Origin of the sequence: Rhizobium rhizogenes NBRC 13257 (assembly GCF_000696095.1) — a bacterium.
In the GTDB taxonomy this organism is placed as follows: Bacteria; Pseudomonadota; Alphaproteobacteria; order Rhizobiales; family Rhizobiaceae; genus Rhizobium; species Rhizobium rhizogenes.
Genome location: NZ_BAYX01000007.1, coordinates 144,893 through 168,507, shown reverse-complemented (window position 1 = coordinate 168,507; position 23,615 = coordinate 144,893). Strand labels below are relative to the sequence as shown.

At 61.7% G+C, this 23,615-nt stretch carries 22 protein-coding genes; 13 read left to right on the top strand and 9 right to left on the bottom strand.

Annotated elements, in window-relative coordinates; all coding sequences use genetic code 11:
* Positions 1-5 precede the first annotated feature (5 nt).
* Together RRH01S_RS17120 and RRH01S_RS17115 are read left to right on the top strand one after the other, a co-directional pair.
* Complete coding sequence (locus tag RRH01S_RS17120; RefSeq protein ID WP_034517672.1) at positions 6-908, top strand: SDR family oxidoreductase; 903 nt, start codon at positions 6-8, stop codon at positions 906-908.
* A gap of 156 nt (positions 909-1,064) precedes the next feature.
* On the top strand, positions 1,065-2,276 hold the full coding sequence (locus tag RRH01S_RS17115; RefSeq protein WP_007703388.1) for an adenylate/guanylate cyclase domain-containing protein: 1,212 nt from the start codon (positions 1,065-1,067) through the stop codon (positions 2,274-2,276).
* 16 nt (positions 2,277-2,292) lie between these two features.
* Here the strand turns inward: RRH01S_RS17115 and RRH01S_RS34440 are convergent, their stop codons facing one another.
* The 3 genes from RRH01S_RS34440 to RRH01S_RS17100 are packed head-to-tail and all read right to left on the bottom strand — an operon-like array spanning position 2,293 to position 3,402.
* Positions 2,293-2,541, bottom strand: coding sequence for a hypothetical protein (locus RRH01S_RS34440; RefSeq protein ID WP_042473250.1), 249 nt, complete (start codon positions 2,539-2,541; stop codon positions 2,293-2,295).
* A 50-nt stretch (positions 2,542-2,591) separates the two neighbouring features.
* Entirely contained in the window at positions 2,592-2,864 is a 273-nt protein-coding gene (locus tag RRH01S_RS17105) for a hypothetical protein (RefSeq protein WP_034517676.1), read from the bottom strand.
* Positions 2,865-2,895: 31 nt separating this feature from the next.
* Positions 2,896-3,402 (bottom strand): MarR family winged helix-turn-helix transcriptional regulator, encoded by a 507-nt coding sequence (locus tag RRH01S_RS17100; protein WP_034517677.1) that lies wholly within the window; start codon positions 3,400-3,402, stop codon positions 2,896-2,898.
* Between the two features lie 324 nt (positions 3,403-3,726).
* Here RRH01S_RS17100 and RRH01S_RS17095 point away from each other — a divergent pair, with 324 nt between their 5' ends.
* Positions 3,727-4,242, top strand: coding sequence for a MarR family winged helix-turn-helix transcriptional regulator (locus RRH01S_RS17095; RefSeq protein ID WP_034517679.1), 516 nt, complete (start codon positions 3,727-3,729; stop codon positions 4,240-4,242).
* A gap of 129 nt (positions 4,243-4,371) precedes the next feature.
* Here the strand turns inward: RRH01S_RS17095 and RRH01S_RS17090 are convergent, their stop codons facing one another.
* Together RRH01S_RS17090 and RRH01S_RS17085 are read right to left on the bottom strand one after the other, a co-directional pair.
* Positions 4,372-4,551 carry a hypothetical protein gene (locus RRH01S_RS17090; RefSeq protein ID WP_034517681.1) on the bottom strand — a complete coding sequence of 60 codons (180 nt, stop codon included), beginning with the start codon at positions 4,549-4,551 and terminating at the stop codon, positions 4,372-4,374.
* A gap of 128 nt (positions 4,552-4,679) precedes the next feature.
* Positions 4,680-5,651 carry a DMT family transporter gene (locus RRH01S_RS17085; protein WP_042473246.1) on the bottom strand — a complete coding sequence of 324 codons (972 nt, stop codon included), beginning with the start codon at positions 5,649-5,651 and terminating at the stop codon, positions 4,680-4,682.
* Positions 5,652-5,764: 113 nt separating this feature from the next.
* On the opposite strand from RRH01S_RS17085, the gene RRH01S_RS17080 reads away from it, so the two are divergent.
* Positions 5,765-6,541 (top strand): AraC family transcriptional regulator, encoded by a 777-nt coding sequence (locus tag RRH01S_RS17080; protein ID WP_042473243.1) that lies wholly within the window; start codon positions 5,765-5,767, stop codon positions 6,539-6,541.
* 5 nt (positions 6,542-6,546) lie between these two features.
* Here the strand turns inward: RRH01S_RS17080 and RRH01S_RS17075 are convergent, their stop codons facing one another.
* Complete coding sequence (locus RRH01S_RS17075; protein WP_034517687.1) at positions 6,547-7,431, bottom strand: sigma-70 family RNA polymerase sigma factor; 885 nt, start codon at positions 7,429-7,431, stop codon at positions 6,547-6,549.
* 117 nt (positions 7,432-7,548) lie between these two features.
* Here RRH01S_RS17075 and RRH01S_RS17070 point away from each other — a divergent pair, with 117 nt between their 5' ends.
* The gene (locus RRH01S_RS17070; protein WP_034519248.1) at positions 7,549-8,007 is read left to right on the top strand and encodes a carboxymuconolactone decarboxylase family protein; all 459 of its coding nucleotides are present in this window, start codon (positions 7,549-7,551) and stop codon (positions 8,005-8,007) included.
* Positions 8,008-8,063: 56 nt separating this feature from the next.
* Here the strand turns inward: RRH01S_RS17070 and RRH01S_RS17065 are convergent, their stop codons facing one another.
* On the bottom strand, positions 8,064-8,975 hold the full coding sequence (locus RRH01S_RS17065) for a LysR family transcriptional regulator (RefSeq protein ID WP_012652165.1): 912 nt from the start codon (positions 8,973-8,975) through the stop codon (positions 8,064-8,066).
* Positions 8,976-9,208: 233 nt separating this feature from the next.
* On the opposite strand from RRH01S_RS17065, the gene RRH01S_RS17060 reads away from it, so the two are divergent.
* The 7 genes from RRH01S_RS17060 (at position 9,209) to RRH01S_RS17030 (ending at position 20,606) form a co-directional block, all read left to right on the top strand.
* Positions 9,209-10,021, top strand: a complete 813-nt coding sequence (locus tag RRH01S_RS17060) for an alpha/beta hydrolase fold domain-containing protein (protein ID WP_007703431.1) — start codon at positions 9,209-9,211, stop codon at positions 10,019-10,021.
* Between the two features lie 180 nt (positions 10,022-10,201).
* Positions 10,202-11,386 (top strand): efflux RND transporter periplasmic adaptor subunit, encoded by a 1,185-nt coding sequence (locus RRH01S_RS17055; protein ID WP_034517690.1) that lies wholly within the window; start codon positions 10,202-10,204, stop codon positions 11,384-11,386.
* Between the two features lie 130 nt (positions 11,387-11,516).
* The gene (locus RRH01S_RS17050) at positions 11,517-14,714 is read left to right on the top strand and encodes an efflux RND transporter permease subunit (RefSeq protein ID WP_012652163.1); all 3,198 of its coding nucleotides are present in this window, start codon (positions 11,517-11,519) and stop codon (positions 14,712-14,714) included.
* Positions 14,715-14,967: 253 nt separating this feature from the next.
* The gene (gene denD / locus RRH01S_RS17045; protein WP_034517692.1) at positions 14,968-15,954 is read left to right on the top strand and encodes a D-erythronate dehydrogenase; all 987 of its coding nucleotides are present in this window, start codon (positions 14,968-14,970) and stop codon (positions 15,952-15,954) included.
* Positions 15,951-16,835, top strand: coding sequence for an NAD(P)-dependent oxidoreductase (locus tag RRH01S_RS17040; RefSeq protein WP_034517694.1), 885 nt, complete (start codon positions 15,951-15,953; stop codon positions 16,833-16,835). Before denD ends, RRH01S_RS17040 begins: the two co-directional genes overlap by 4 nt.
* Before the next feature lie 7 nt (positions 16,836-16,842).
* Positions 16,843-18,627, top strand: coding sequence for an IlvD/Edd family dehydratase (locus RRH01S_RS17035; RefSeq protein ID WP_034517695.1), 1,785 nt, complete (start codon positions 16,843-16,845; stop codon positions 18,625-18,627).
* A 101-nt stretch (positions 18,628-18,728) separates the two neighbouring features.
* A complete protein-coding gene (locus RRH01S_RS17030) occupies positions 18,729-20,606 on the top strand; it encodes a bifunctional diguanylate cyclase/phosphodiesterase (RefSeq protein ID WP_153510598.1) in 1,878 nt (625 codons plus the stop codon).
* On the opposite strand, the gene RRH01S_RS17025 is transcribed toward RRH01S_RS17030, so the two are convergent.
* Positions 20,569-21,591, bottom strand: a complete 1,023-nt coding sequence (locus RRH01S_RS17025; RefSeq protein ID WP_034517696.1) for a YeiH family protein — start codon at positions 21,589-21,591, stop codon at positions 20,569-20,571. The two genes, RRH01S_RS17030 and RRH01S_RS17025, sit on opposite strands and share 38 nt — an antisense overlap.
* A 115-nt stretch (positions 21,592-21,706) precedes the next feature.
* Between RRH01S_RS17025 and RRH01S_RS17020 the strand changes: the two genes are divergently transcribed.
* Positions 21,707-22,588 (top strand): LysR substrate-binding domain-containing protein, encoded by an 882-nt coding sequence (locus RRH01S_RS17020; protein WP_034517698.1) that lies wholly within the window; start codon positions 21,707-21,709, stop codon positions 22,586-22,588.
* 7 nt (positions 22,589-22,595) lie between these two features.
* On the opposite strand, the gene RRH01S_RS17015 is transcribed toward RRH01S_RS17020, so the two are convergent.
* Positions 22,596-23,399 carry a DeoR/GlpR family DNA-binding transcription regulator gene (locus RRH01S_RS17015; RefSeq protein WP_007703447.1) on the bottom strand — a complete coding sequence of 268 codons (804 nt, stop codon included), beginning with the start codon at positions 23,397-23,399 and terminating at the stop codon, positions 22,596-22,598.
* Between the last annotated feature and the right edge of the window lie 216 nt (positions 23,400-23,615).

Sequence of the window (23,615 nt, the reverse complement as noted above, 5' to 3'; positions counted from 1 at the left end):
GGATCATGAGCAAGCAAGTTATCGTCATCACCGGCGCATCGAGCGGCTTCGGCGCCTTGACCGCCCGCGCTCTCGCCAAGGCCGGCCACACCGTCTATGCCGGCATGCGCCAAACCGAAGGCCGCAACGCGCCCCAAGTCGCTGAAGCCGCCGCCTTCGCCAGGGAGAACGGCGTCGACCTGAAGTCGGTCGAACTCGACGTCGCCTCGGACGCCTCAGTCGAAGCCGGTATTGCCAAGGTCATCGAGCAGGAAGGCCGCATCGACACCATCATCCACAATGCCGGCCACATGTCCTTCGGCCCAGCCGAGGCCTTCACGCCGGAACAGTTCGCCGAGCTCTACGATATCAATGTGCTCAGCACCCAGCGCGTCAACCGTGCAGCACTTCCGCATCTGCGCCAGCAGGGCAAAGGCCTTGTCGTCTGGGTGTCCTCGTCCAGCACCCGCGGCGGCACGCCGCCCTACCTCTCGCCCTATTTCGCCGCCAAGGCCGCCATGGATTCGCTCGCCGTCTCCTATGCGTCCGAGCTGACCCGCTGGGGGATCGAGACTGCCATCATCGTGCCCGGCGCCTTCACCAAGGGTACCAACCATTTTGCTCATTCGGGCTCGCCCGCTGACAAGGCTCGCGCTGCCGAATATGACGATGGTCCCTATGCCGGCGTTCCAGACCAGGCTTTGAAGGGGCTGGCCTCGCTCGAGCCTGCCGACGCGGATGCTGCTTCTGTTGCCGTCGCTATTGTTGATGTCGTCAACATGCCTTTCGGCACACGTCCCTTCCGCATCCATATCGATCCGTCCGAGGATGGCGCGGAAATCGTCAATGGTGTCGCCGATCGCGTCCGCGCCGAACTCTTTCGTCGAATCGGGCTGGAGGATCTGCTGAAGCCGCATGTAAGGGGCTGAAGCTTCGCCGATACTCTTCCAGCGTGTCAAATCGCCGCTTCTGTGCCACAGGAGCGGCGATCACTTGCGTCCGTCGGGACTATTTTGTGTTGCTTGGCATTCCAAGCCTATAAGTTTCGTATTAAAGCGAATCCTTTAGAGGGTCGGGAGATATCCATGGACGCGAAGGACATTGGCGAAATCGCCAGCTGGCTCATGCAGGCCGGCCTCAAGGGCATGGGAGAAGCCGATATCCTGACGGGCTTCTGCGAGGCCTGCCGCCAGCATGGTCTCAATCTCGATCGCGCCATGGCGCTGATGGACACGCTGCATCCGGTCTACGAAGGCCGTGCCTTCCGCTGGGACGGCAGCCAGGCGATCGAGCGCGAGTTCGAATATGGCCCGTCGCATCAGGGGATCGCCGCCGAGAACTGGCAGCGCACCTCCTTCCATCACATGTTGACGACAGACACGGATGAGGTGCGCCGACGGATCGGTTTTGGCGATCCGATCGATTTCTACGGTCTTGATACGCTGCACGCCGATGGTCACACGGACTACATCGCCATGGTGCACCGCTTTGAAGAGGGCGGCACGATTGGGGAGATGGATTGTTTCTATTCCAACTTCGCCACCGCCGCCGCCATGGGTTTCTGCGACGAGGACCTGCGCGTGCTGCGCAAGCTGACGCCGGCGCTCGCCTTGGCGATCAAATGCACCGGCACCAGCCGCATCGCCCGCACCATTGCCGAGGTCTATCTGGGTGAGGATGCCGCCCGGCATGTTCTCGAGGGCAAGATCACGCGCGGCAAGGCCGAGCGCATCTCGGCGGCGCTGTGGTTTTCCGACCTTGCCAACTACACTCGCATCTCGGACACGGCCGAGCCGGATGAAATCATCCCGATGCTGAATGCCTATGCCGATGCGGTGATTTCCTCGATCCACGAAGCTGGCGGCAATGTGCTGAAGTTGATCGGTGACGGTACACTGGCGATCTTCAAGGCCAGGGACGCCGCTGATGCCTGCGCGGCTGCGTTGATGGCGGAATCGCTGCTGCGCCAGCGGTTGCGTGACCTCAATTCTCAGCGGCAGATCGAGGGCAGACCGGTGACGGAAGTCTATCTCGGCCTGCATATCGGCGATGTCTTCTACGGCAATATCGGCAGCATGGACCGCCTGGATTTCACTGTCATCGGCCCTGCTGTCAACGAGGTCAGCCGCATCGCTTCCATGTGCCGTTCGGCTGACCGCAATATTCTGATGTCGTCGAATTTCGTCGAGACCCTGGCGGCGGATCAGAGCAACGATCTGGTCTCGGTCGGCCGTTATGCGCTGCGCGGCGTCAACCGGCCGCAGGAACTGTTCACGCTGCTGTCATCGGCTGCGTGAGGGGGCGTGACGGCTTTCAGCGCTGTTCTGCGGCAAACATCGGCACGTCTTTGTGCGATGGAAAACCGTAGCCGTTGATCATCACCAGGTCGATCTCGTTGGCGCGGGCGGCGATGTCTTCCACGAGAAGAGCATTGCCTTCATCGGGCTGCGCCGCTGATCTGTTCCCGGTATCAGGATCATAGGTTTCGGGCGTCGAGTATCGATTGCGTTTACGGTCGAAGTCGACACCGTACGCATTTTGCGTGTGCTTTATGGTCGGCAAATTTTCCCGAAGATTGATCGCTGTAGCCGCCCCATAAAGATCGGAGAAGATCAGCTTGGGATGCTGTGAGTGGTTTGCTTTACGCGCTCCGAGATCTCTTTGATCGTTTTCTCGTCGCCGGTGATGGAAAGTCCAGCGTAAGTTTCTGCCTCAATGGTTATTTCTTGCCCAGCCAGTTGCAGCAGAACTGTCTCGATTTCTTGCGAGCCAGCGACTGCCCAGTTCCGACTTATGACGGACGCTCCGAGTTGACGCACAACGTCCATGACGGTGTCTCGAAGTTTTTGATCGTGTTCCTGACCCAGAATCACTGTCTTTGTCATCGAGTTGGCCCAGCTAGTACGAGTTCGTCCTTCAGATCGCATGCTTCCTGATATTGTTCAGCACCTTATGCAGCGTCGCGATGAAGGCACGGTATTCGGCTTCTTCCACGCCGTCGAACATCTGCAGGAACAGATCGTATAGGGTCGGCCAGACCTTTTCAAAGGCGGCGCGGCCGTCTTCAGTGATGGAGACGTCGCGCACGCGCATGTCTTCGGCGCGGGGTTGGCGGCGGATGAGGCCCTGTTGCTCGAGCGAGTCCAGGGTTCGGCTCATGGTCGATTGCTCGGTAACGGCGAAGACGGAGAGCTCGTTGATGGTGATCGACGAGGAGACACTGAGGATGGCGAGCGCGCGCATCTTCGTGGTCGTCATGTCGTATTCGCGCAGCTCCTCCGAGATGTTGTTGTTCCAGCGGGCTATCAGCCGGTTCATCAGATAGGGAGCGAAGTGGTTGAGCCCAATTTCGCCCATGGTCGGGCGTTTCTCGGAGCCATTATGGTTATGCCGCAAAACGGCGCCTGAAAACCGTTCCTCCATGAACGATATCTCCTCGTGGGATCTTGCTATTTCAGTGATGACGCGAGCAAGAATCTGAGTCTCCGCCAAGACCCGGACCCGTCGCAGGCACCTTTGAGCATAGAGCTGCTACATGGGGGCGGTGGTTAACAGAGGAGGTGAAGGGGCGCCAGAGGAAAAGCCGGCCTAGCCTGCCGTCGTCATTGCGGTTCGGGACGCTCATGCTGGGGAAATGCTGGCGAAGTGATGGCCTCCGGGCTTAACCGCTAAACCTTTGACATTTCAAATATTGCTCCGCAGACCCTTCCTATATGAGATAGCAACGTCACGATCAGAGCTGAAATCATGGCAGAATCCGAGAGCGGAACCGTCGATCTGGAAGTCATCGTCCAGGGAGCCCAGGAGGGCAACAAGAAGGAGCTGCGGCTCTGGTTGCGGATGCTATCGACCACAAAGCTGATATCCCGGGAAATCCGCCGCCGTCTGCGCAATGAGTTCGGCGCAACGCTACCGCAGCTCGATCTGATGGCGCAACTTTATCGCGAGCACGGCGGTTTGCGGCTCGGTGAGCTTTCCAAGCGCACGATGGTCACCAACGGCAATGTCACGGGTCTGGTGGAACGGCTGGAAACCGACTGTCTGGTGCTGCGCGTGACGCCGGGAGGCGACCGGCGCGTGACCGTCGCCAAGCTGACGAAGAAGGGCGACGAGATTTTCACCACCATGGCAGCGGCCCATGAGGGCTGGCTGCGCGAACTGATGGCCGATGTCGAGCCCATCATCATCGCCGGGCTCTGGAAGGATATCGGCGAGGTAAAATCGTCGGTCAACAATCACCTTTCGGGCGCCGCCTTCGATTGATAGCGGGGGCTATTGCGCCTGCTCGCTCTTGATCTCTTTTCGAGCACCATCAAGGCGTCGGCCAGGATTGAGGCGGGGAGGCATTGCGGTGGCGGAGTTGTTCGGGCGCCGCCACCGCTCACACGCGGCTTATCTGTGCCGCGCCATGACCTCGGTATGAACCTTTTCGAAGCGGGCGATCTCTTCGAGCTTACCGTAGTGTACCAGAGAAAAGCGGATTGCGCTTGTTTCCATTGAAAGGCCGAGACGCTTTATCAGGCGCGGGGTGAACATATGGCCGTCGCGCAGCCCGATGCCGGGTTCGCCCATCTCGGCGGAATGCTCTCCTGGATGGTCGTTCTCGATGACACCGGTTCCAGGGCCATGTGCACGCTCGTTTCCCTCACGCTTGGGCGATTCCAGTCATGCCGGATATCGTAAAGCGAAGGGCAGTCGTGTCAAACCTCTTCGGTTTCCCAAGCCGCCTGATCGGCGCCGGGCTCCTCTTCACCCTTGGCGACTTTTGTCTGGCGAAGGCCGATGCCGACGCCGATAAGGGCAAGTGCGCCGCCGATGGCGTGATAGGCGCGTAGCTGTTCGCCGAGGACGGCCCAGGCAAGGGCCGCGACGACGATCGGCAGGAGGTTGATGAGCAGGGAAGTTCGCGCCGCGCCCAGCTTCTGAATGCCGATCATCCAGCAAAGAGGCGCCACCAGCGATGTTGGAATGGCCGCATAGAGGATCAGCGGCAGGTTGGCTGACGTGATGGGTGAGATATCGCCCATCAGGAAGACCGGGATCAGCAGGATGGTCGAAAAGCCGATCTGCCAGAAAAGCTGCTGCCACATGGGAAGCGGCATCGCCCAGCGCTTCAGCATCACACCATAGAGCGAGTTTGAGAGTACGGCGACGATCATCAAGCCGTCACCGATATGGAAGCCGCCGCTCAGCAGGGTTGCGGGATCACCGTGCGAGGTGAGGTAGATCAGGCCGATCAGGGAGATGACCCCACCGGCAAGTGTGGTCGCCGTCAGTCTTTCACAGGCCAACACTCCGGCCAGCAATGTCGACAGCAGCGGCATCAATGCCACGATCACACCCATATTGACCGCCGAGGTGGTCTTGGCCGCCTCATAGGCAAGGCTCTGGTAGATCACCATGCCGAGCGCCCCGAGGGTGGCGATCTTCAGCCAGTATTGGCTGAGAAGCGCGCGGTTCCGCCACGCGGCCGGGCCGACGAAGGGCAGCAGGATGAGAAAGGCCAGCAGCCAGCGATAAAAGGAGATCGAGCCGGGCGAAATGACGCCGGCGGCGGCCTTGGTGACGACGGTGTTGCCGGACCAGATAAGGACGGTGAGCAGGGGCGCCAGCGCCGCGCTCGTCATGATGGCGGCGGTGTCGTTGGTCGAAGAAGTCGGGTTGCTGCTCATGGCGTCCTCCTGTCGGATGGTCGGCCGGGTCGGGGTTATGTTGATGTTGCTTTTACTGGCTGTCTGATTTCCAGTATATAGCGAGTTTCAGACACAGGTAGCGGATTGCGGACATGTCGGAGCAGGGGATGGCGGCGCGCGAACCACGCATCGAGGGGGATCCGCCGCGTCCGGTTTCCTTCCGCACGGAGCATTACAAGGGCGGCACGGTCTTCCCGGCCAAAAGCCAGCCATGGGGCGAACTCAACTATGCCCTTGCGGGCGTCGCCGAGTTCGTCATCGAAGGCGTGCGCTATCTGTCTCCACCCCATTACGCCATCTGGCTACCGCCCGACACGATGCATGGCGCATGGAACCTGCATGACCTGCATTATGTCACAGTCTATGTCGAGCGCGCACTCTGCGCCGACCTGCCGGCCGAGCCTTCGACGCTCAGCATCAGCCCATTGTTGAAGGCGATCCTGGCGGACTTCGCCGCCCGCGATATTTCGCTTCCCGAAACGGAGGATGATTTGCGGCTGGCGCAAGTCCTGGTCGACCAGATTCGCCTTGCCCCGCGCAGAGAAAGCTATCTGCCGCTGTCCGACGACCCGTTGCTGGAGCCTGTGCTCAGGGCGTTGCAGGCCAATCCCGGCGATCGCCATTCGCTGGCGGAATGGGCGCGCCGCATGGGAACGACCGAGCGAACACTGTCCCGCCGCTGCAACGATGACCTTGGTATTTCTTTCAACGAGTGGCGCCAGCGGCTGAGGCTGGTCAAGGCGCTGGCGCTGATCGAGGCCGGCGAACCGGTGCGGCGGATCGCGACGCAGCTCGGCTATGGCAGCGCCTCTGCCTTCATCGCCATGTTTCGCCGGCTGACGGGGACGAGCCCGACGCGGCTGGGGTGAAGCCCTCACGGATCGATCAGCAGCACCTCGAGTTTGCGCAACTGTTCGGGATCGGCCATCGCATCAATGCCGATGATCCTGCCATCATCGGCCATTGTGATGCGAAGCGCGATGCGCAACTGCCCGCCGAGGATGACGACGGCGCCGACGGCACCATTGATGACGGCAAGCCGGGCGCCCTGGGCGCGGCCGCGGAAGGTTTCGGCAACGGCGGAGTTGCCGCGGATTTCGGCCAGCGCACCCATTCGCGTCGCCACCGCATCGGCGCGGAAGACAACGTCCGGATCGAGAGCCGTGAGAAGGGCAGTCATGTCGCCGTTGCGCGATGCCGCGAAGAAGGCATCGACGACATGGCGCTGACGGCTGAGGTCTGCCTCCGCGGCGACCGGCACTCCCTGCACCCGTCGGCGAGCGCGGCTGGCGAGTTGGCGCGTGGCGACCGTGCTGCGGCCGACGATCGGGGCGATATCGTCGAAGGCCATGTCGAACATATCATGCAGCACGAATGCCAGCCGTTCAGCCGGCGTCAGCTTTTCGAGTACCACCAGCAGCGCAAGGCCGACTGAATCGGTAAGCAATGCCTCCTGTTCGGGATCGGTGCCGTTTCCTGCCTCATGGCTGACGACCGGTTCGGGGACGCGGATGGTCAGCGGCTCCTCGCGCCGGGATTTGCGGCTGCGCAGCCAGTCGAGGCAGATGCGGGCGGTAACCGTCGTCAGCCAGCCGCCGAGATTGTCGATCTCTGACGTGTTGGCGCGATTGAGCCGCAGCCATGCCTCTTGCACCGCATCCTCCGCCTCCGTCCGTGAGCCCAGCATGCGATAGGCAACGGCGCGTAAATGCGGCCGGTTGGCCTCGAATTTTTCCGCCTGCCACTTTTTTTCGTCCATCGGTCACATTCCCTCATCCTGTTCCGTCATGCCTATGACGAACGAGGTCCGGCTGGTGTGACAATGGATCGGCACGGGGGCGACATCGTCAAGACCAAAACATCCAAGGAGAGAATGATGCAAGCTCGTATGAAGAACCCCGCTGTTATCCTGCCGGAAACCCTGCAGGCACTGCTAGCGCTCAGCGCCTCGCTGAGGGATCGCGGCCTGTCCGAAAACACAATGGACCTCGTGCATCTGCGCGTCAGCCAGATCAACGGCTGTAGCGTCTGCACCGACATGGGGTTCCGCAAGCTGCAGAAGGACGGGGAAACGATCGAGCGTATCGTCGGCGTTTCCGCTTGGCGCGAGATGCCCTATTTCACCGAGGCTGAACGGGCGGCCCTTGCGCTTGGCGAAGCGGCAACCCGGCTTGCCGACCGGCCGGAGGCCGTGAGCGACGAAATCTGGAACGAGGCCGCCCGGCACTACGACGAGACCGCACTGTCCGCGCTGATTGTCTCTATCGCGGTCGACAACGTCTGGAACAGGCTGAACGCGACAGTCCGGCAGCAGGCAGGAGCATCCTGGAGCTGACCCGGATCGTGTCGAGGAGGAACCGTCTCCCGACAGGGAGGCGGTTGGTTCACATGTCAGGCTTCGCTTACTTTCGACGTCACCAGCAGCTTTGCCAGCCAGTCGACGAAGACGCGCACCTTGTTGCTCAGATGCCGGTTCGGGGGATAGACGATGTGCAGCGGTATGGGGCTGCGGGTCCAGCCGGGGAGGACGGGGATGAGATCGCCCCTGGCGAGTTCGTCGCGAATCATGAACGCAGGGGCTTGGGCGATGCCGAGGCCGGCCATTGCGGCGTTGACGTAGCTGCGACTGTCGTTGACCGAGAGGATGTAGCGCGGGTTGATTTCCAGCGATTCATTGCCGCGCTGAAATTCGAACGGGATGACCCGCCCGGTTTGCGCGCGAAAATAGCTGACGGCATAGTGCGTGCTCTCCAGTTCGTCCGGTCGTTCGGGGAGGCCGAATTTCTCGATATAGAGGGGAGCGGCACAGGTGATGAGAGATATCTCGCCCACCCGCCGGGCAATCAGCGACTGGTCGCTCGGCATGCCGGCGCGCAGCGCGCAGTCGACATTCTCCGCGAGATAATCCACGAGCCGGTCGCCGACCCCGAGATCGATATGGATGTCCGGGTAGCGTTGGTAGAAATCGCAAAGCGCCGGCATGATGATCTTTTCGGCGAAGGCGCCGGCCATTTCGACGCGCAGGCGGCCGCTCGGTAGGCTCTGCGAATTGCTGATGCTGCCGTCGAGTTCATCGATCTCGGAGAGGATCTGGATAGCACGTTCGTAATAGAGCGCGCCGTCGGTTGTCACCATGACGCGCCGTGTGGTGCGGTTCAGAAGCTTGGCGTGCAGATGTGCCTCGAGCGACTGGATGAGCGTCGTCACCGTCGCCTTCGGCATCGAGAGGGTTGCGGCGGCGCGGGTGAAATTGCCCGTTTCCACCACGCGTGCAAATGCCCGCATTGCTGATAGCTGGTCCATTTCAGGGTGCCCTTCGACCGTAGAGAAAGCGGTCGATTGTTTGTTATTCGTGAATAGTCTAGTCGAATATAGGCCACTTATTCTCAGAACGGAATAACAATATGTTGTCTTCATGATTGTTGCAATGCGGCACGGGGCGCTAGAAGCCGCATTATCCTGAACATGGTCGCCAAGCCTGTGAAATGGCTTTAGGAAAGGGGCATGTTCGACAGAATAGACAAGGATATGGGTTCATGAGCGCGCCGTGGAAAGATGTTGTGCTGGAAAACGTGCCTACGGGACCGGTCGCAGCGCGGATCTATAACGGCGAGGGTCTCAAGAAGGCAGCACCCATCGTGCTTTATCTGCATGGTGGCGCCTTTCTCGATACCGAGCATGCAACCGTCCGGCCCGTCGCCGCCAGTCTTGCGGAGGCCGGTGTGATTGTGGTTGCCGCCGACTATACCAGCGGCAATCAGAATGCCTTTCCGCAGGTGCTGGAATGCGCCTACGGGATTTTCGCCTACCTCAGCAACAAGCGCAACATGCTTGAGCTGGGCGGAGCGAAAAAGTCGCTGCTGTTTGTGGCCGGTGAGGAATCGGGTGGCAACGTTGCAGCGGGTGTTGCTTTAAAGGCGCGCGATCAGATGCCCGGTTCGCTGGACGGACAGGTGTTGATATCGCCGCTTCTTGATCCCTTCATGGGATCAAAATCTTTCCTCCAGGCGGAGGAAAGCGGCATGCGCGAGCGCTGGACGGAAGGCTGGAATCGCTACCTGGGTTTCCTGGGTGGTGTCTGTCATCCCTATGCGGCGCCTCGATACTGTTCGCGGCTTTCGGGCCTCGCGCCGGCATTGGTGCTCACGGCCGAGGACGACCCGCTCCGCGACGAGAGCATGGAATATGGCCGCCGCCTCAAGGAGGCAGGCGTCCGTGTTCGCCAGCACGTCCTCCCCGCCGGGACAGGCTGGCCCACCCTCTACGGCGGGCAGTCGAAGGACAAGCCGTCGTGGCAGCAGGATGTCTGCTGTTCCTTCAAGGGTTTTGTCGAAGACGTGCAGGCTTGATCGATCAGAGCATGCCACTTTCGAGTGGAGCCGCCATAAGCGGATAGAATGCTCTGGGCGCAGAAATGAGAGCGACCGCGGGCGTTCGTTTGAACCTGCGATGCCTGGAGCCTGACGATAGCGAGTCGATAGGAATTTTCGGTCCCGTGTCCCAAGCCGGGACCACAAGGAGAGACTAACATGACGTCCAACGGTAAGCGCTGGGCCCTGTGGGGCGCCGGTATGGGTGTTGCTGCGACTGTTGCAGGGGCGACCTTCTATCTGGATCTGCCGCGCGGCGCGCAAGCGACGGAGAAAGCGGCGGCAATGCCGGCGATCCCAGTCACCGTCGCGGCCGTGCAGGCGCGCGATATCACCGCTTGGCAGGAATTTTCCGGCCGGCTCGAAGCCATCGACCGGGTAGAGGTCCGCCCCCGTGTGGCCGGCGCCATCCAGTCGGTGCATTTCCGTGAAGGCGCTCTGGTCAAGCAGGGCGACCTGCTGGTGACGATCGATCCGGCGCCTTTCCAGGCGGCCGTCGCCCAGGCGCAGGCACAAGTCGGCGCGGCAAAGGCCAAGCTCGATCTCGCCAAGGTCGAAGTCGACCGCGGCCAGAAGCTCTTCGATAACAAGACGATCTCGCAGAGCGACATGGATACGCGCTCCAGCAACTATGCGGAAGCGGAAGCCAATCTAAAGGCTGCGCAGGCATCGCTCCAGACGGCGCAGTTGAACCTTGATTATACCGAGGTTCACGCTCCGATCGCCGGCCGTGTCGGCAAGATCGCTATTACGGTCGGCAACCTTGTTGCCGGCGGTTCGGCTTCGCCGGCGCTGACGACGCTGGTCTCGGTCAATCCGATCTATGCCAGCTTCAATGCGAGTGAACAGACCGTCACCCAGGCGCTGGCTGAGCTTCCGGTCACCGATGGCGCAGTACCCCCGGTCGAGCAGATCCCCGTGCAAATCGGCACCACCAGTGACAACGGCACGCCGATCAACGGCAAGCTGCAACTGATCGACAATGAAGTCGATGCGGCAAGCGGCACCGTTACCGTGCGCGCCGTCTTCGACAATCCGGGCGGACGTCTCATTCCCGGCCAGTTCGTGCGCGTCCGCATGGGCCAGCCGAAGGCCGAGAGCAAACTGGTGATCAGTGAGCGGGCGATCGGCACCGATCAGGACAAGAAGTTCGTCTTCGTGGTCGATGGCGACAACAAGGTGGTCTATCGCCAGATCAGCCTTGGCGACACTGCCGATGGCCAGCGCATCGTCGAATCCGGCCTCAACGCCGGCGATCGGGTCATCGTCAACGGCCTGCAGCGGGTTCGCCCGGGCGCCGTGGTCGATCCGAAGCTGGAAGAAAAAGTCGCGGCCGCTCAGTAATTGACATTGCCGGGAGGCAACTCTCCCGGCGGTCGTCCCAATGCTCTGATTTTGGAATGCTCGTGGCGCATATCGCGGACGGGCCTGGACTCCGTGTCCTCTTACATTCACCCCTGGAGAGGGTTCTGCCATGAACATCTCAAGATTTTTCGTCGACCGTCCGGTGTTTGCCGGAGTGCTATCGGTCCTCATCGTGGTCGCCGGCCTGATCGGTCTTCGGCTGCTGCCGATTTCCGAGTATCCGGAAGTCGTGCCGCCCTCGATCGTCGTCACCGCGCAATATCCCGGCGCCAACCCCAAGGTTATCGCCGAAACCGTGGCGACGCCGATCGAAGAGCAGATCAACGGCGTCGAAGGCATGCTCTATATGAACAGCCAGGCCACATCCGATGGTCTGATGACGCTGACGGTCACCTTCAAACTCGGCACCGATCCGGACAAGGCGCAGCAGCTGGTGCAGAACCGCGTTTCGCAGGCCGAGCCGCGCCTGCCGCAGAACGTGCGCGATCTCGGCATCACCACGGTCAAGAGCTCGCCTGACCTGATGATGGTGGTCAACCTCATCTCGCCGGACAACCGCTACGACATCACCTATCTGCGCAATTACGCGACCTTGAACATCAAGGATCGGCTCGCCCGCATCGAGGGTGTCGGCCAGGTTCGCGTGTTCGGATCGGGCGATTATTCCATGCGCGTCTGGGTCGATCCGCAGAAATCCGCGGAACGCGGCCTTGCCGCAAGCGACATCGCAAATGCCATTCGTGCACAGAATATCCAGGCTGCCGCTGGCATCATCGGCCAATCACCAAGCGTTCCCGGCATTGATGTGCAGCTCAACGTCAACGCGCAAGGCCGCCTGACGACGCCGGAGGAGTTCGGCAATATCATCGTCAAGAGCGGCAGCAACGGTGAGATCACGCGCCTGCGCGATGTCGCGCGTATCGAGCTCGGTGCCGCCGACTATTCGTTGCGTTCACTGCTCGACGGCAAGCCGGCGGTGGCTGTTCCGGTCTTCCAGGCTCCGGGCTCCAACGCCATCACCATCTCGGACGATGTCGTCAAGACAATGAACGAGCTGCAGGCGGCGATGCCCGACGGCGTGAAGTACGAGATCGTCTACGACACCACGCAGTTCGTGCGCTCGTCGATCGACAAGGTTGTGCATACGCTGCTGGAAGCGATCGCGCTGGTCGTCATCGTCGTCATCCTGTTCCTGCAGACATGGCGTGCCTCTATCATCCCGCTGATCGCCGTTCCTGTCTCGATCATCGGCACTTTTGCCGTGATGTATGTCTTCGGCTTCTCGATCAATGCGCTCAGCCTCTTCGGCCTGGTGTTGGCAATCGGTATCGTGGTGGACGATGCCATCGTGGTCGTCGAAAATGTCGAGCGTAATATCGAAAACGGCCTCAGTCCGCGCGATGCGACCTATCGCGCCATGAAGGAAGTGTCCGGCCCGATCATCGCGATCGCGCTGGTGCTGGTCGCCGTCTTCGTGCCGCTCGCCTTCATCTCCGGCCTGTCGGGCGAATTCTATCGTCAGTTCGCCTTGACGATCGCGATTTCGACGGTCATTTCTGCCTTCAACTCGTTGACGCTGTCTCCAGCTCTGGCGGCCCTTCTCCTGAAGGATCATCATGCGCCGAAGGATATGCTGACGCGGGTGATGGACGCGGTCTTCGGCTGGTTCTTCCGCGGCTTCAACAAGGTGTTCAACCGCGGCTCGCATGCTTACGGTAAGGGCGTCGGCGGCATCCTGTCACTGAAGAGCCTGGTCATGGTGATCTATCTCGCGCTGATCGGTGCGACCTACTTCCTGTTCCAAACCGTGCCCGGCGGCTTCGTGCCGCAGCAGGACAAGCAGTATCTGATCGGCTTCGCGCAGCTGCCTGATGGCGCGACCCTCGACCGCACGGATGACGTCATCCAGCGGATGAGCAAGATTGCCCTGGAGCAGCCGGGTGTCGAACATGCCATAGCTTTCCCTGGCCTGTCGATCAACGGCTTCACCAACTCTTCCAACGCCGGCATCGTCTTCGTGACCCTGAAGGCTTTCGAGGAGCGCACGACGCCGGACCTTTCGGGCGGCGCCATCGCCATGCAGCTGAACCAGAAGTTCGGGGCGATCCAGGATGCCTTCATTGCCATGTTCCCGCCACCGCCCGTCCAGGGTCTCGGCACGACCGGCGGCTTCAAGCTGCAGATCGAGGACCGTGCCGGTCTTGGTTACCAGGCGCTCGACGAGGCCAACAAGGCGTTCATTGCCAAGGCCTATCAGACGCCGGAACTAGCCGGCATCTTCTCGAGCTACCAGATCAACGTGCCGCAGCTCTTCGCAGATCTCGATCGCGCCAAGGCTGAGCAGCTGGGGGTTTCGGTGACCGACGTTTTCGACACGCTGCAGATCTATCTGGGTTCGCTCTATGTCAACGACTTCAATGCCTTCGGCCGTACCTACAGCGTGCGTGTGCAGGCGGACGCCAAGTTCCGCTCACATGCAAGCGATATCGGCCAGTTGAAGGTCCGGTCGGCATCGGGCCAGATGATCCCGCTATCGGCGCTCCTGAAGGTCGAAGCCAGCACCGGTCCGGAACGGACGACGCGCTATAACGGCTTCCTCGCCGCCGATATTAACGGTGGCCCGGCTCCGGGCTTCTCGTCCGGCCAGGCCCAGGCCGCCATCGAGCGCATCGCCAACGAAACCCTGCCGAAAGGCATTGGTTACGAATGGACCGATCTGACCTATCAGCAGATCCTGGCCGGCAGTTCAGGCATCCTGATCTTCCCCTTGGCCCTGCTGCTCGTCTACCTCGTGCTGGCCGCCCAGTATGAGAGCGTCACCCTGCCGCTTGCGATCGTCATGATCGTGCCGATGGGCGTGCTCGCTGCCCTGACGGGTGTCTGGCTAACGGGGGGCGACAACAACATCTTCACGCAGATTGGCTTGATGGTGTTGGTGGGCTTGTCGGCGAAGAACGCGATCCTGATCGTGGAATTCGCCCGCGAGCTGGAATTCGAGGGCCGCACGCCGATCCAGGCCGCCATCGAGTCCAGCCGCCTGCGTCTGCGCCCGATCCTGATGACTTCCATGGCCTTCATCATGGGCGTCGTGCCACTGGTCACCTCGACCGGTGCCGGTGCGGAGATGCGCGCTGCCATGGGTGTCGCGGTGTTTGCCGGCATGATCGGTGTGACCTTCTTCGGCATCTTCATGACGCCGGTGTTCTACGTGCTGATTCGCAGAATGGCGGGCAACCGTCCGCTGAAGCAGCATCACAGCAACGACAATAACCATTCGGCGGAGGTTCTCCCTATCGCCGCCGAATAGGACTGCCGTATCGGGTAGCACCCCCAGTGCCCGATATGACATGGGCGGGACCGCAAGGTCCCGCCCTTTTCTGTGCTTGCGCCACTTCGATATTTTCCATTTCGGCCAATCTGTTTTTCGAAGATTTTGCCGCTCGTCTGCCAATTTCGTTTGCATGCGGACGCCATGGGTTTATCAAGCACATAGTCATATTGACTGACGTACATCGGGCTGGAGGAGCTGTCCTGATGAGCGTCATTGCGAGGGAGAACGCATGCATATCGCCATTATCGGAGCAGCCGGTATGATCGGCCGAAAACTGACGGCGCGGCTGGTGGCCGATGGCGGCCTCGGTGGCCGTGAGATCACGCGGCTGACGCTGGTCGATGTGATCGAGCCGCCGCAACCGGAAGGGTTCAAAGGCAAGGTCAAGGCGCGCGCCAGGGATCTGTCTGCGCCCGGTGCCGCCGAGAAGATCGTGGCCCGCCGGCCGGATGTGATCTACCATCTTGCCGCCATCGTTTCCGGCGAGGCGGAGCTGGATTTCGACAAGGGATACCGCATCAATCTCGACGGCACGCGACAGCTTTTCGAAGCGATCCGGGCTGCCAATAGCGAGGATGGATATAGGCCTCGCGTCGTTTTCACCTCGTCCTGCGCTGTCTTCGGCTCACCTTTCCCGACGCCCATTCCGGACGATTTCCATCTGGTGCCGCTCACCAGCTACGGTACGCAGAAGGCGATGAGCGAGCTGCTGCTGGCTGACTATACGCGCCGTGGATTTCTTGATGGCATCGGTATTCGCCTGCCGACCATCTGCATCCGTCCAGGCAAGCCGAACCGTGCCGCTTCTGGCTTCTTCTCCGGCATATTGCGCGAGCCGCTCGTCGGCATGGAGGCCGTGTTGCCGGTGCCGGAAGAGGTGCGGCATTGGCATGCCTCGCCGCGTTCGGCGGTCGGCTTCCTCGTTCACGGTGCGACGGTCGATCTGACGCCGCTCGGCGCGGATCGCAGCCTCTCCATGCCCGGCGTCAGCGCCACGGTCGGCGAGCAGATCGAGGCGCTCCGCCGCATTGCCGGCGACAAGGCGGTGAAGCTCATCCGCCGTGAGCCCGACGAGCTGGTGATGCGGATCGTCTCCGGTTGGGCGCAGGGCTTTACCGCCAAGCGCGCGAAGAAGCTCGGCTTCGTGGCCGAAAAATCCTTCGAGGAAATTATCCGTGTTCATATCGAAGACGAATTGGGAGGGCAACTGCCATGACCGGTCGGAAGATCGCTTTCCTCGGGACCGGATTGATGGGGGCTCCGATGGTGCGGCGTCTGCTTGGCGCCGGCTTTGCCGTCACCGTCTGGAACCGCGACCGGAACAAGGCGGATGCACTAGTGGCCGACGGAGCGACCGTTGCCGCGACGGCAGCGGAGGCGGCGAAGGGCGCATCGGTGCTTTTCACCATGCTGACCAATGGTGGCGCGGTGAGCGAAGTCCTGTTCGGGAGCGGAGTGACGGACGCGCTGGCGCCTGGCGCCGTCGTCATCGACAATAGCTCGATCGCACCGCCGATGGCCCGCGAGCATGCGGCGAAACTGGCCGAGCGCGGTTTTCGCCATATCGATGCGCCTGTCTCGGGCGGCGTGGTCGGGGCGGCGGCAGGCACGCTGGCGATCATGGCTGGCGGCGACGCCGATGTTATCGATAGCGTCCGCGATGTGCTCGCCCCGCTCGGCCGCGTCACCCATGTCGGACCGAGCGGCACCGGCCAGCTCGCCAAGCTCGGCAACCAGCAGATTGTCGCCGTCACCATCGGCGCGATCGCCGAGGCCATGCTGCTGGTGGAGGCTGGCGGCGGTTCGCGCGAGGCTTTTCGCGCTGCCATTCGCGGCGGCTTTGCCGAAAGCCGGATTCTCGAGCTGCACGGCCAACGCATGATCGACCGCAATTTCGAGCCTGGCGGCACCTCCCGCAATCAGCTGAAGGATCTCGATGCGGTTCTGGCCGCTGCCCGAAGCCTGTCGCTTCATTTGCCGCTGACCGAAACCGTCAGGACGGAATTCGCCGAATTCGTCGAAAATGGTGGCGCGGAGAGCGATCACAGCGGCCTGTTGCTGCATCTGGAAAACAAGAATGGCCGAGGAAAGGCTTGAGAAAGACATGAGCGACAACAGCCCATCCAAACGTCGTCTGCGTTCGCAGGACTGGTTCGATAATCCCGATCATATCGACATGACCGCGCTCTATCTCGAGCGCTTCATGAATTACGGCATCACGCCGGAGGAGCTGCGCTCCGGCAAGCCGATCATCGGCATTGCCCAGAGCGGCAGCGACCTGACGCCCTGCAACCGACACCACATCGATCTTGCCAAGCGCGTCCGCGACGGCATTCGCGATGCCGGCGGCATTCCGATCGAGTTCCCGACCCATCCGATCTTCGAGAACTGCAAGCGCCCGACGGCGGCGCTCGACCGCAATCTCGCCTATCTCGGCCTCGTCGAAGTGCTCTACGGCTATCCGCTCGACGGTGTCGTGTTGACGACCGGCTGCGACAAGACCACGCCATCGGCGCTGATGGCGGCATCCACCGTCAATATTCCGGCAATCGTGCTCTCCGGCGGTCCGATGTTGGATGGCTGGCACGACGGCGAACTGGCCGGCTCCGGCACGGTGATCTGGCGCTCGCGCCGCAAGCTTGCGGCCGGAGAGATCGACGAAGAGGAGTTCATGGAGGCATCACTCGCCTCGGCGCCCTCGATTGGTCATTGCAACACCATGGGCACGGCCTCGACCATGAATGCCATGGCCGAAGCGCTCGGCATGTCGCTCACCGGCTGCGCTGCCATCCCCGGCGCCTATCGCGAGCGCGGGCAGATGGCTTATCGCACCGGACGGCGGGCTGTCGAACTGGTGCTTGAGAATATCAAGCCGTCTGACGTGCTGACCCGGCAGGCCTTCCTCAATGCCATCCGCGTCAATTCGGCGATCGGCGGCTCGACCAATGCACAGCCGCATCTGGCGGCCATGGCCAAACATGCCGGTGTCGAGCTTCATCCCGAGGACTGGCAGGTGCACGGCTTCGACATTCCGCTGCTTGCCAACGTGCAGCCGGCGGGCGCCTATCTCGGCGAGCGTTTCCACCGCGCCGGCGGCGTGCCGGCCATTATGTGGGAGCTGCTGCAGGTCGGCAAGCTCGACGGCGACTGTCCGACGGTGACCGGTAAGACCATGGCGGAGAACCTGAAGGGGCGCGAGGCGACGGACCGTGAAGTCATCCTTCCCTTCGCCGCGCCGCTGAAGGAGCGGGCGGGCTTCCTAGTGCTGAAGGGCAATCTCTTCGATTTCGCCATCATGAAAATGAGCGTCGTGTCGGAGGATTTTCGCAGCCGCTATCTGCAAGAACCGGGACGCGAGGGCGTGTTCGAGGGCAGGGCGGTGGTTTTCGACGGCTCGGAAGACTATCACAAACGCATCAATGACGCCGATCTGGGCATCGATGAGAATACCATTCTCGTCATCCGCGGCGCGGGGCCGATCGGTTGGCCGGGGTCGGCCGAAGTCGTCAACATGCAGCCGCCGGATGCGCTGCTGAAGCGTGGCATCCGCAGCCTGCCGACGATTGGAGATGGCCGTCAGTCAGGCACCGCCGACAGTCCGTCGATCCTCAATGCCTCGCCGGAAAGTGCGGCAGGCGGCGGGCTTGCCTGGTTGAGAACCGGCGATACCATCCGGATCGACTTCAATCATGGCCGCTGCGACATGCTGGTGGAGGAGGCCGAGATCGAAAGGCGCAAGGGTGACGGCATTCCCGCCGTCCCGCCGGACGCGACGCCCTGGCAGCGCATCTACCGCCGCTCGGTCACACAGCTTTCCGACGGTGCGGTGCTCGATGGCGCGGCGGATTTCCGCGATCTCGCGGCCAATCCGCCACGTCACAATCATTAACCAAAAAACCATCGCAATGATGGTTGCGGGCAAAAGTCCGCAACCAGGCGGACGTTATTAAATAACGCGAAAGGGAGTGCTGCCAGGATATCGCCGAGACTATGCAAGCTTTCCATGTGTCCGCAGGGGGTCCGAACTCGGTGGGAGAGGCGATATCAGGGCGATCCGAGCTGGAGTTCCAGAACCTTTTGAGGAGGCTGGAGCTGGCGCTGGAGACGTCGCAAATCGGGGTCTGGGAGCATAATCTCAATGGGGAGGAAATGCTCTGGGATATGCAGATGCACAAGCTTTATCAGACGGGCCTCCGCGACCGTAAAGTGTCATCGGAGGTCTGGTTGAATGCCCTGCATCCCGATGATGTCGCGCAGGCCGTCGCCGATTTCGACGCGGCCATCGCGGAGAAAGGCTTCTACAATTCGCAGTTTCGCATTTTCCTGCCGAACGGCGATGTTCGCTACCTGCGCTCGCGCGCTCATTTCTTTGAGGGGCCAGATGGCGCGCCGTCCTTCATCGGGGCGGAATGGGACGTCACCGCCGATGTCCTGCTCAACCGCGAGCTGACGGAGCAGAAGGCTGTTGCCGAAGCGCGCGCGATCGCTTTGGAGCAAAGCCGCGCGCGCATCGAGCATGCCGCTGATCATGATTATCTGACCGGCCTTCCCAACCGCCGCTACTTCGACCGCCGGCTGGCGGAGCTGTGTGCGGATCAGGCGGTGGAGACACTGGCCATCCTCCATATCGATCTCGATGGCTTCAAGCAGATCAACGACAAATGGGGCCATGCGGCTGGCGATGCGACGTTGCAGACGGCTGCGGCACGGATCCTGGGAGGGATCGCAGCCGGCGACATGGTCGCCCGCGTCGGTGGCGACGAGTTCGTTGCGGTGCTGGTCAATATTGCGACTTCAGACGAAGTTGGAACCATTGCCGAGGATATTCTGTGGCGGCTGCGGCGCGATATACGCTTCGGCCACGAAATGTTGCAGGTGGGCGCTTCGATCGGTGCGGCTTGGAGCGTCGCCGACGGTGCCGCCAATCTGCTGGCGGAATCCGACATAGCCCTCTATCAGGCCAAAAAGCTAGGCCGCAATCGTGTCGAGTTCTTCACGCCGAAGCTGCAATCCGATCTGCAGGGCGAGCGGCGGCTGGCGGAGGAATTGCGGCTGGCGCTGATGCGGAACGAAATCGTGCCCTTCTACCAGATCCAGGTGGATGCGTGCAGCCGGCGGATCGTTGGGCTTGAGGCTCTGGCCCGCTGGCGGCATCCGGGGAAGGGACTGTTGCCGCCGGCAGCCTTCCTGAAGGTGGCCGAAGAATACGGCCTGACGGCCGAGATCGATGCGGCCATCCTCAATCGTGCGCTCTCCGACCGTGCTGCCTGGGCTCTACAAGGCCTGATGCCGCCGCGCATCTCCGTCAATATTTCCGCAAGCCGCCTGGCCGATCCAGGCCTGGTCGAGCGGTTGCAGATGCTGAACATACCGCGCCATGCGATCGTCTTCGAGCTGATCGAGACGATCTTCCTCGACGATCCTGACGATAGAGTGCTCGCCAATGTCGATGCGATCAAAAGGATGGATATCGATATCGAGATCGATGATTTCGGCTCCGGCCATGCCTCGCTCATCGGCCTGGTGAAGCTGAAGCCGAAACGGCTGAAGATCGACCGGCAATTGGTGACGGCAATTACCGTTTCCGACGAGCAGCGCCGCCTTGTCGGCTCGATCGTCGAGATAGCAAGAGCGCTTAACGTCGAGGTCATGGCCGAAGGCGTGGAGACCGAGGAACATGCGCAGCTCCTGGCGGATGCCGGCTGCGACGGACTTCAGGGCTACGCGTTCGGATATCCTTCGCCCGCGAGTGAGATTGCCGCGCTGCTGGCGTCGGCTCAGAGGCCGGTTGCGGCGCGGAGCCCTGTTGCCGCCCAAGGCAAGGGCGGAGTTAGTGGATCTGCAGGACGGCAATCAGCGCATAGCTGATAAGGCCGAGCGCCATCAGTGACAGCGTGGCTGCCGCGATCACCCGACCGCCGGCATGGGCGACGGAGCGGATATTCACCGACAGGCCGAGTGCTGCCATCGCAATCACCGTCAATATGTTCGAAACGAGTGCCATCGGCGCCACCAGCGTGTCCGGGATCAGGCCGAAGGAGCGCAAGGCCATCAGTCCGAGAAAGCCGCAAATGAACCAGGGGACCAGCGAGCGGCGGTGGCTCGGATGGCTATCCGTGGCTGCCGTCTCGGTTTTGGTGATGATGCCGAGCAGGAAGATGACCGGGCCGAGCATCAGGACGCGGATGAGCTTGACCACCGTGCCGGTTTGCACGGCCAGCAGGCCGACCGGCGCGGTGGCGGCAAGCACCTGCGGCACGGCATAGACGGTCAGCCCCGCCAACACGCCATATTGCCCCACGCTCATGCCGACGTGGAAATAGAGAAGCGGCAGCAGAAAGACGGCAACGATGCCGAGCACGGCGGTGAAGGCAAGGGCCGCGGCGGTTTCCTCGGAGCCCGCCTCGATGACGGGGGCGACGGCGACGATGGCCGAGTTGCCGCAGATGGAGTTGCCGCAGGCGATCAGTGTGGCGAGTTTCGGCGGCAGTCCGAGCAGCCGGCTGATGGCATAGGTCGCGGCGATCGACATGACGACGACGATGGCGATGCCGGCGATCAGCCAGACACCGGCCTGGTCGATTGCCGAGAGGCTGATCGAGGCGCCCAGCAGCACGATGGCGATTTCCAGCAGGATCTTGGCGCTGAAATCGATGCCGGGGCGCAGGCTGGGCTTCAGGGGGCCGACGGTGCAGACGACAATGCCGAGCGCAATGGCGAGTACCAGGCTCTCGATCCACCTGCCGCCGAAGATACCGATCTCCACGCGTTCGCCGGCATAGGCGAGAAGCGCGACTGCACTGGTGAGGGCGAGGCCTGGAAGGATGATCGCGGTTCGTTGAAAGATGGGCATGCGGCACCGCCATTCGGCTATGAAGAATTGTTGTGCCGGGAAAGTCTCATCTCCTGATGTCGACATCCATCGAATATTATCCTATGTTTCGTTCGATAAATTAGAATGATTTCCCATGACCTTCGAGCAACTCGCCATTTTCGTCGCCGTCGCCGAGCGGGAGCATTTGACGCATGCGGCCGAGGCCATCCACCTGACGCCGTCGGCGGTCAGCTCGGCGATCAAGAACCTCGAAGCCTATTATGGCGTCGAACTGTTTCACCGTGTCGGCCGGCGCATCGAGCTGACGGAGACCGGCCGCACCTTTCTCGGTGAGGCCAGGGCGACGCTGGCACGCGTGCGGTCTGCCGAACTCATGCTCTCCGAACTCGGTGGCCTGCAACGCGGCCGGCTTAGCCTCTGCGCCAGCCAAACTATCGCCAGCTACTGGCTGCCGCCCATACTGATGCGGTTCCACAAGGAATACCCCGGCATCGAGCTCGATCTGACGATCGGCAATACGCGCACGGTCACCGAAGCGGTGATCGAGGGGACTGCCGAACTGGGCTTCGTCGAAGGCGAGGTGGATGTGCCGGCCCTGTCGATGAAGGTGGTCGCGCAGGACGCGCTGGTGATCGTCGTGCCGCCGGCTCATCCCTGGGCGGACGGCAGGCAACTTTCTGTTTCCGATCTTGCCAGCGGCACGTCCTGGGTGATGCGCGAGGAAGGGTCGGGCACGCGGTCCGAATTCGAAAATGCCATCGCAAAGCTTGGTGCTTCGCCGCGAGATCTCGGCGTGGCGCTCGTCCTGCCGTCGAACGAGGCCGTGTTGTCGGCGGTCTGCTCCGGGCAGAGTGCCGCGGCAATCTCGAGTGCGGCGGCCGGGGCCTATCTCGGACAGGGTTTGCTGGTGCAAGCAGCCTTCGATCTGCCCGTCCGCAGCTTCCGCCTGCTGCGCCACAAGGAGCGCCATGCCAGCAAGGCGGCGCTGACGCTGGAAGCCATGTGTAAGGGTTAGCCCCGCGCTACTCCGCGCGGCGCTGGCCGGCGACGACGAGGTCGATGTTGTTGCGCTCGAGCATGGCCCGGATATCCGGCGGCGGCACGTCGTCAGTGACCATCATGTCGTAAATGGAGGGATCGTCGATGATGATGGGCGCGCTGCGGCCGAATTTGGCGCTATCGGCGACGATGATGCGGTTTTCGGCACGCCGCGCCGCCTCACGGGAATATTCCGCTTCCTCCAGATCGTGCAGCATAAAGCCGGAGGTGGCGTTGACGGCGCCGACGGATAATATTGCATGACGGACATTGAAGCGGCGCAGGAAGTTGGTCGCCTCAGCACCGAAGGCGCCGCCATCGTGGCTGCGCAGTTCGCCGCCGGCAAAGAAGATGCGGTTGCCGTTGCGGGTTGCCAGCGCATGCGCCACCGAGACCGCATTGGTGACGATGAAGAGGTTCTGATGCTTCTGCAGCGCCACGGCGATGAAGGCTGTGGTCGAGCCGATATCGAGAAATATCGTGTCGCCGTCCTGTATGATCATCGCGACACGGGCTGCAATGACGCGCTTGGCTTCCGCGTTCTCGTTCATGCGGAAATGCAGAGGTTGTTCGATGAACGAGTCCTTGATGTGGACGCCGCCATGGACCTTGGTGACGAGGCCATGGGCCTCCAGGCTGCGGATATTGCGCCGGATGGTCTCTTCCGAGACGTCCAGCCGCTCGGCGAGGAACTGGATGCGGCTAGCCCCGCCGGCGAGCCGGAGCTCCTCCAGGATCTCGCGTTCCCGATGGTTCGAATGAAGCGGCGTCGGCGAGATGCCCGTCATGGTTTCGATCCTATCTGGGGCATGATCCGAAAACGTTGAAACTGGCTTGCGGAGGAGGCCATGCCTGCGAACATCTAGAGCGGGATAATGCCGCGAAGACAAGCGCTCTTGCTGCAATCATCCCGAGATTTAATTTTTAGGCCAAATCCCGCTGGCGATGAAGCTTTCTATTGTCGCCGTCCATAACCTAATATGCGGCAAACTTTCTTGACTGAC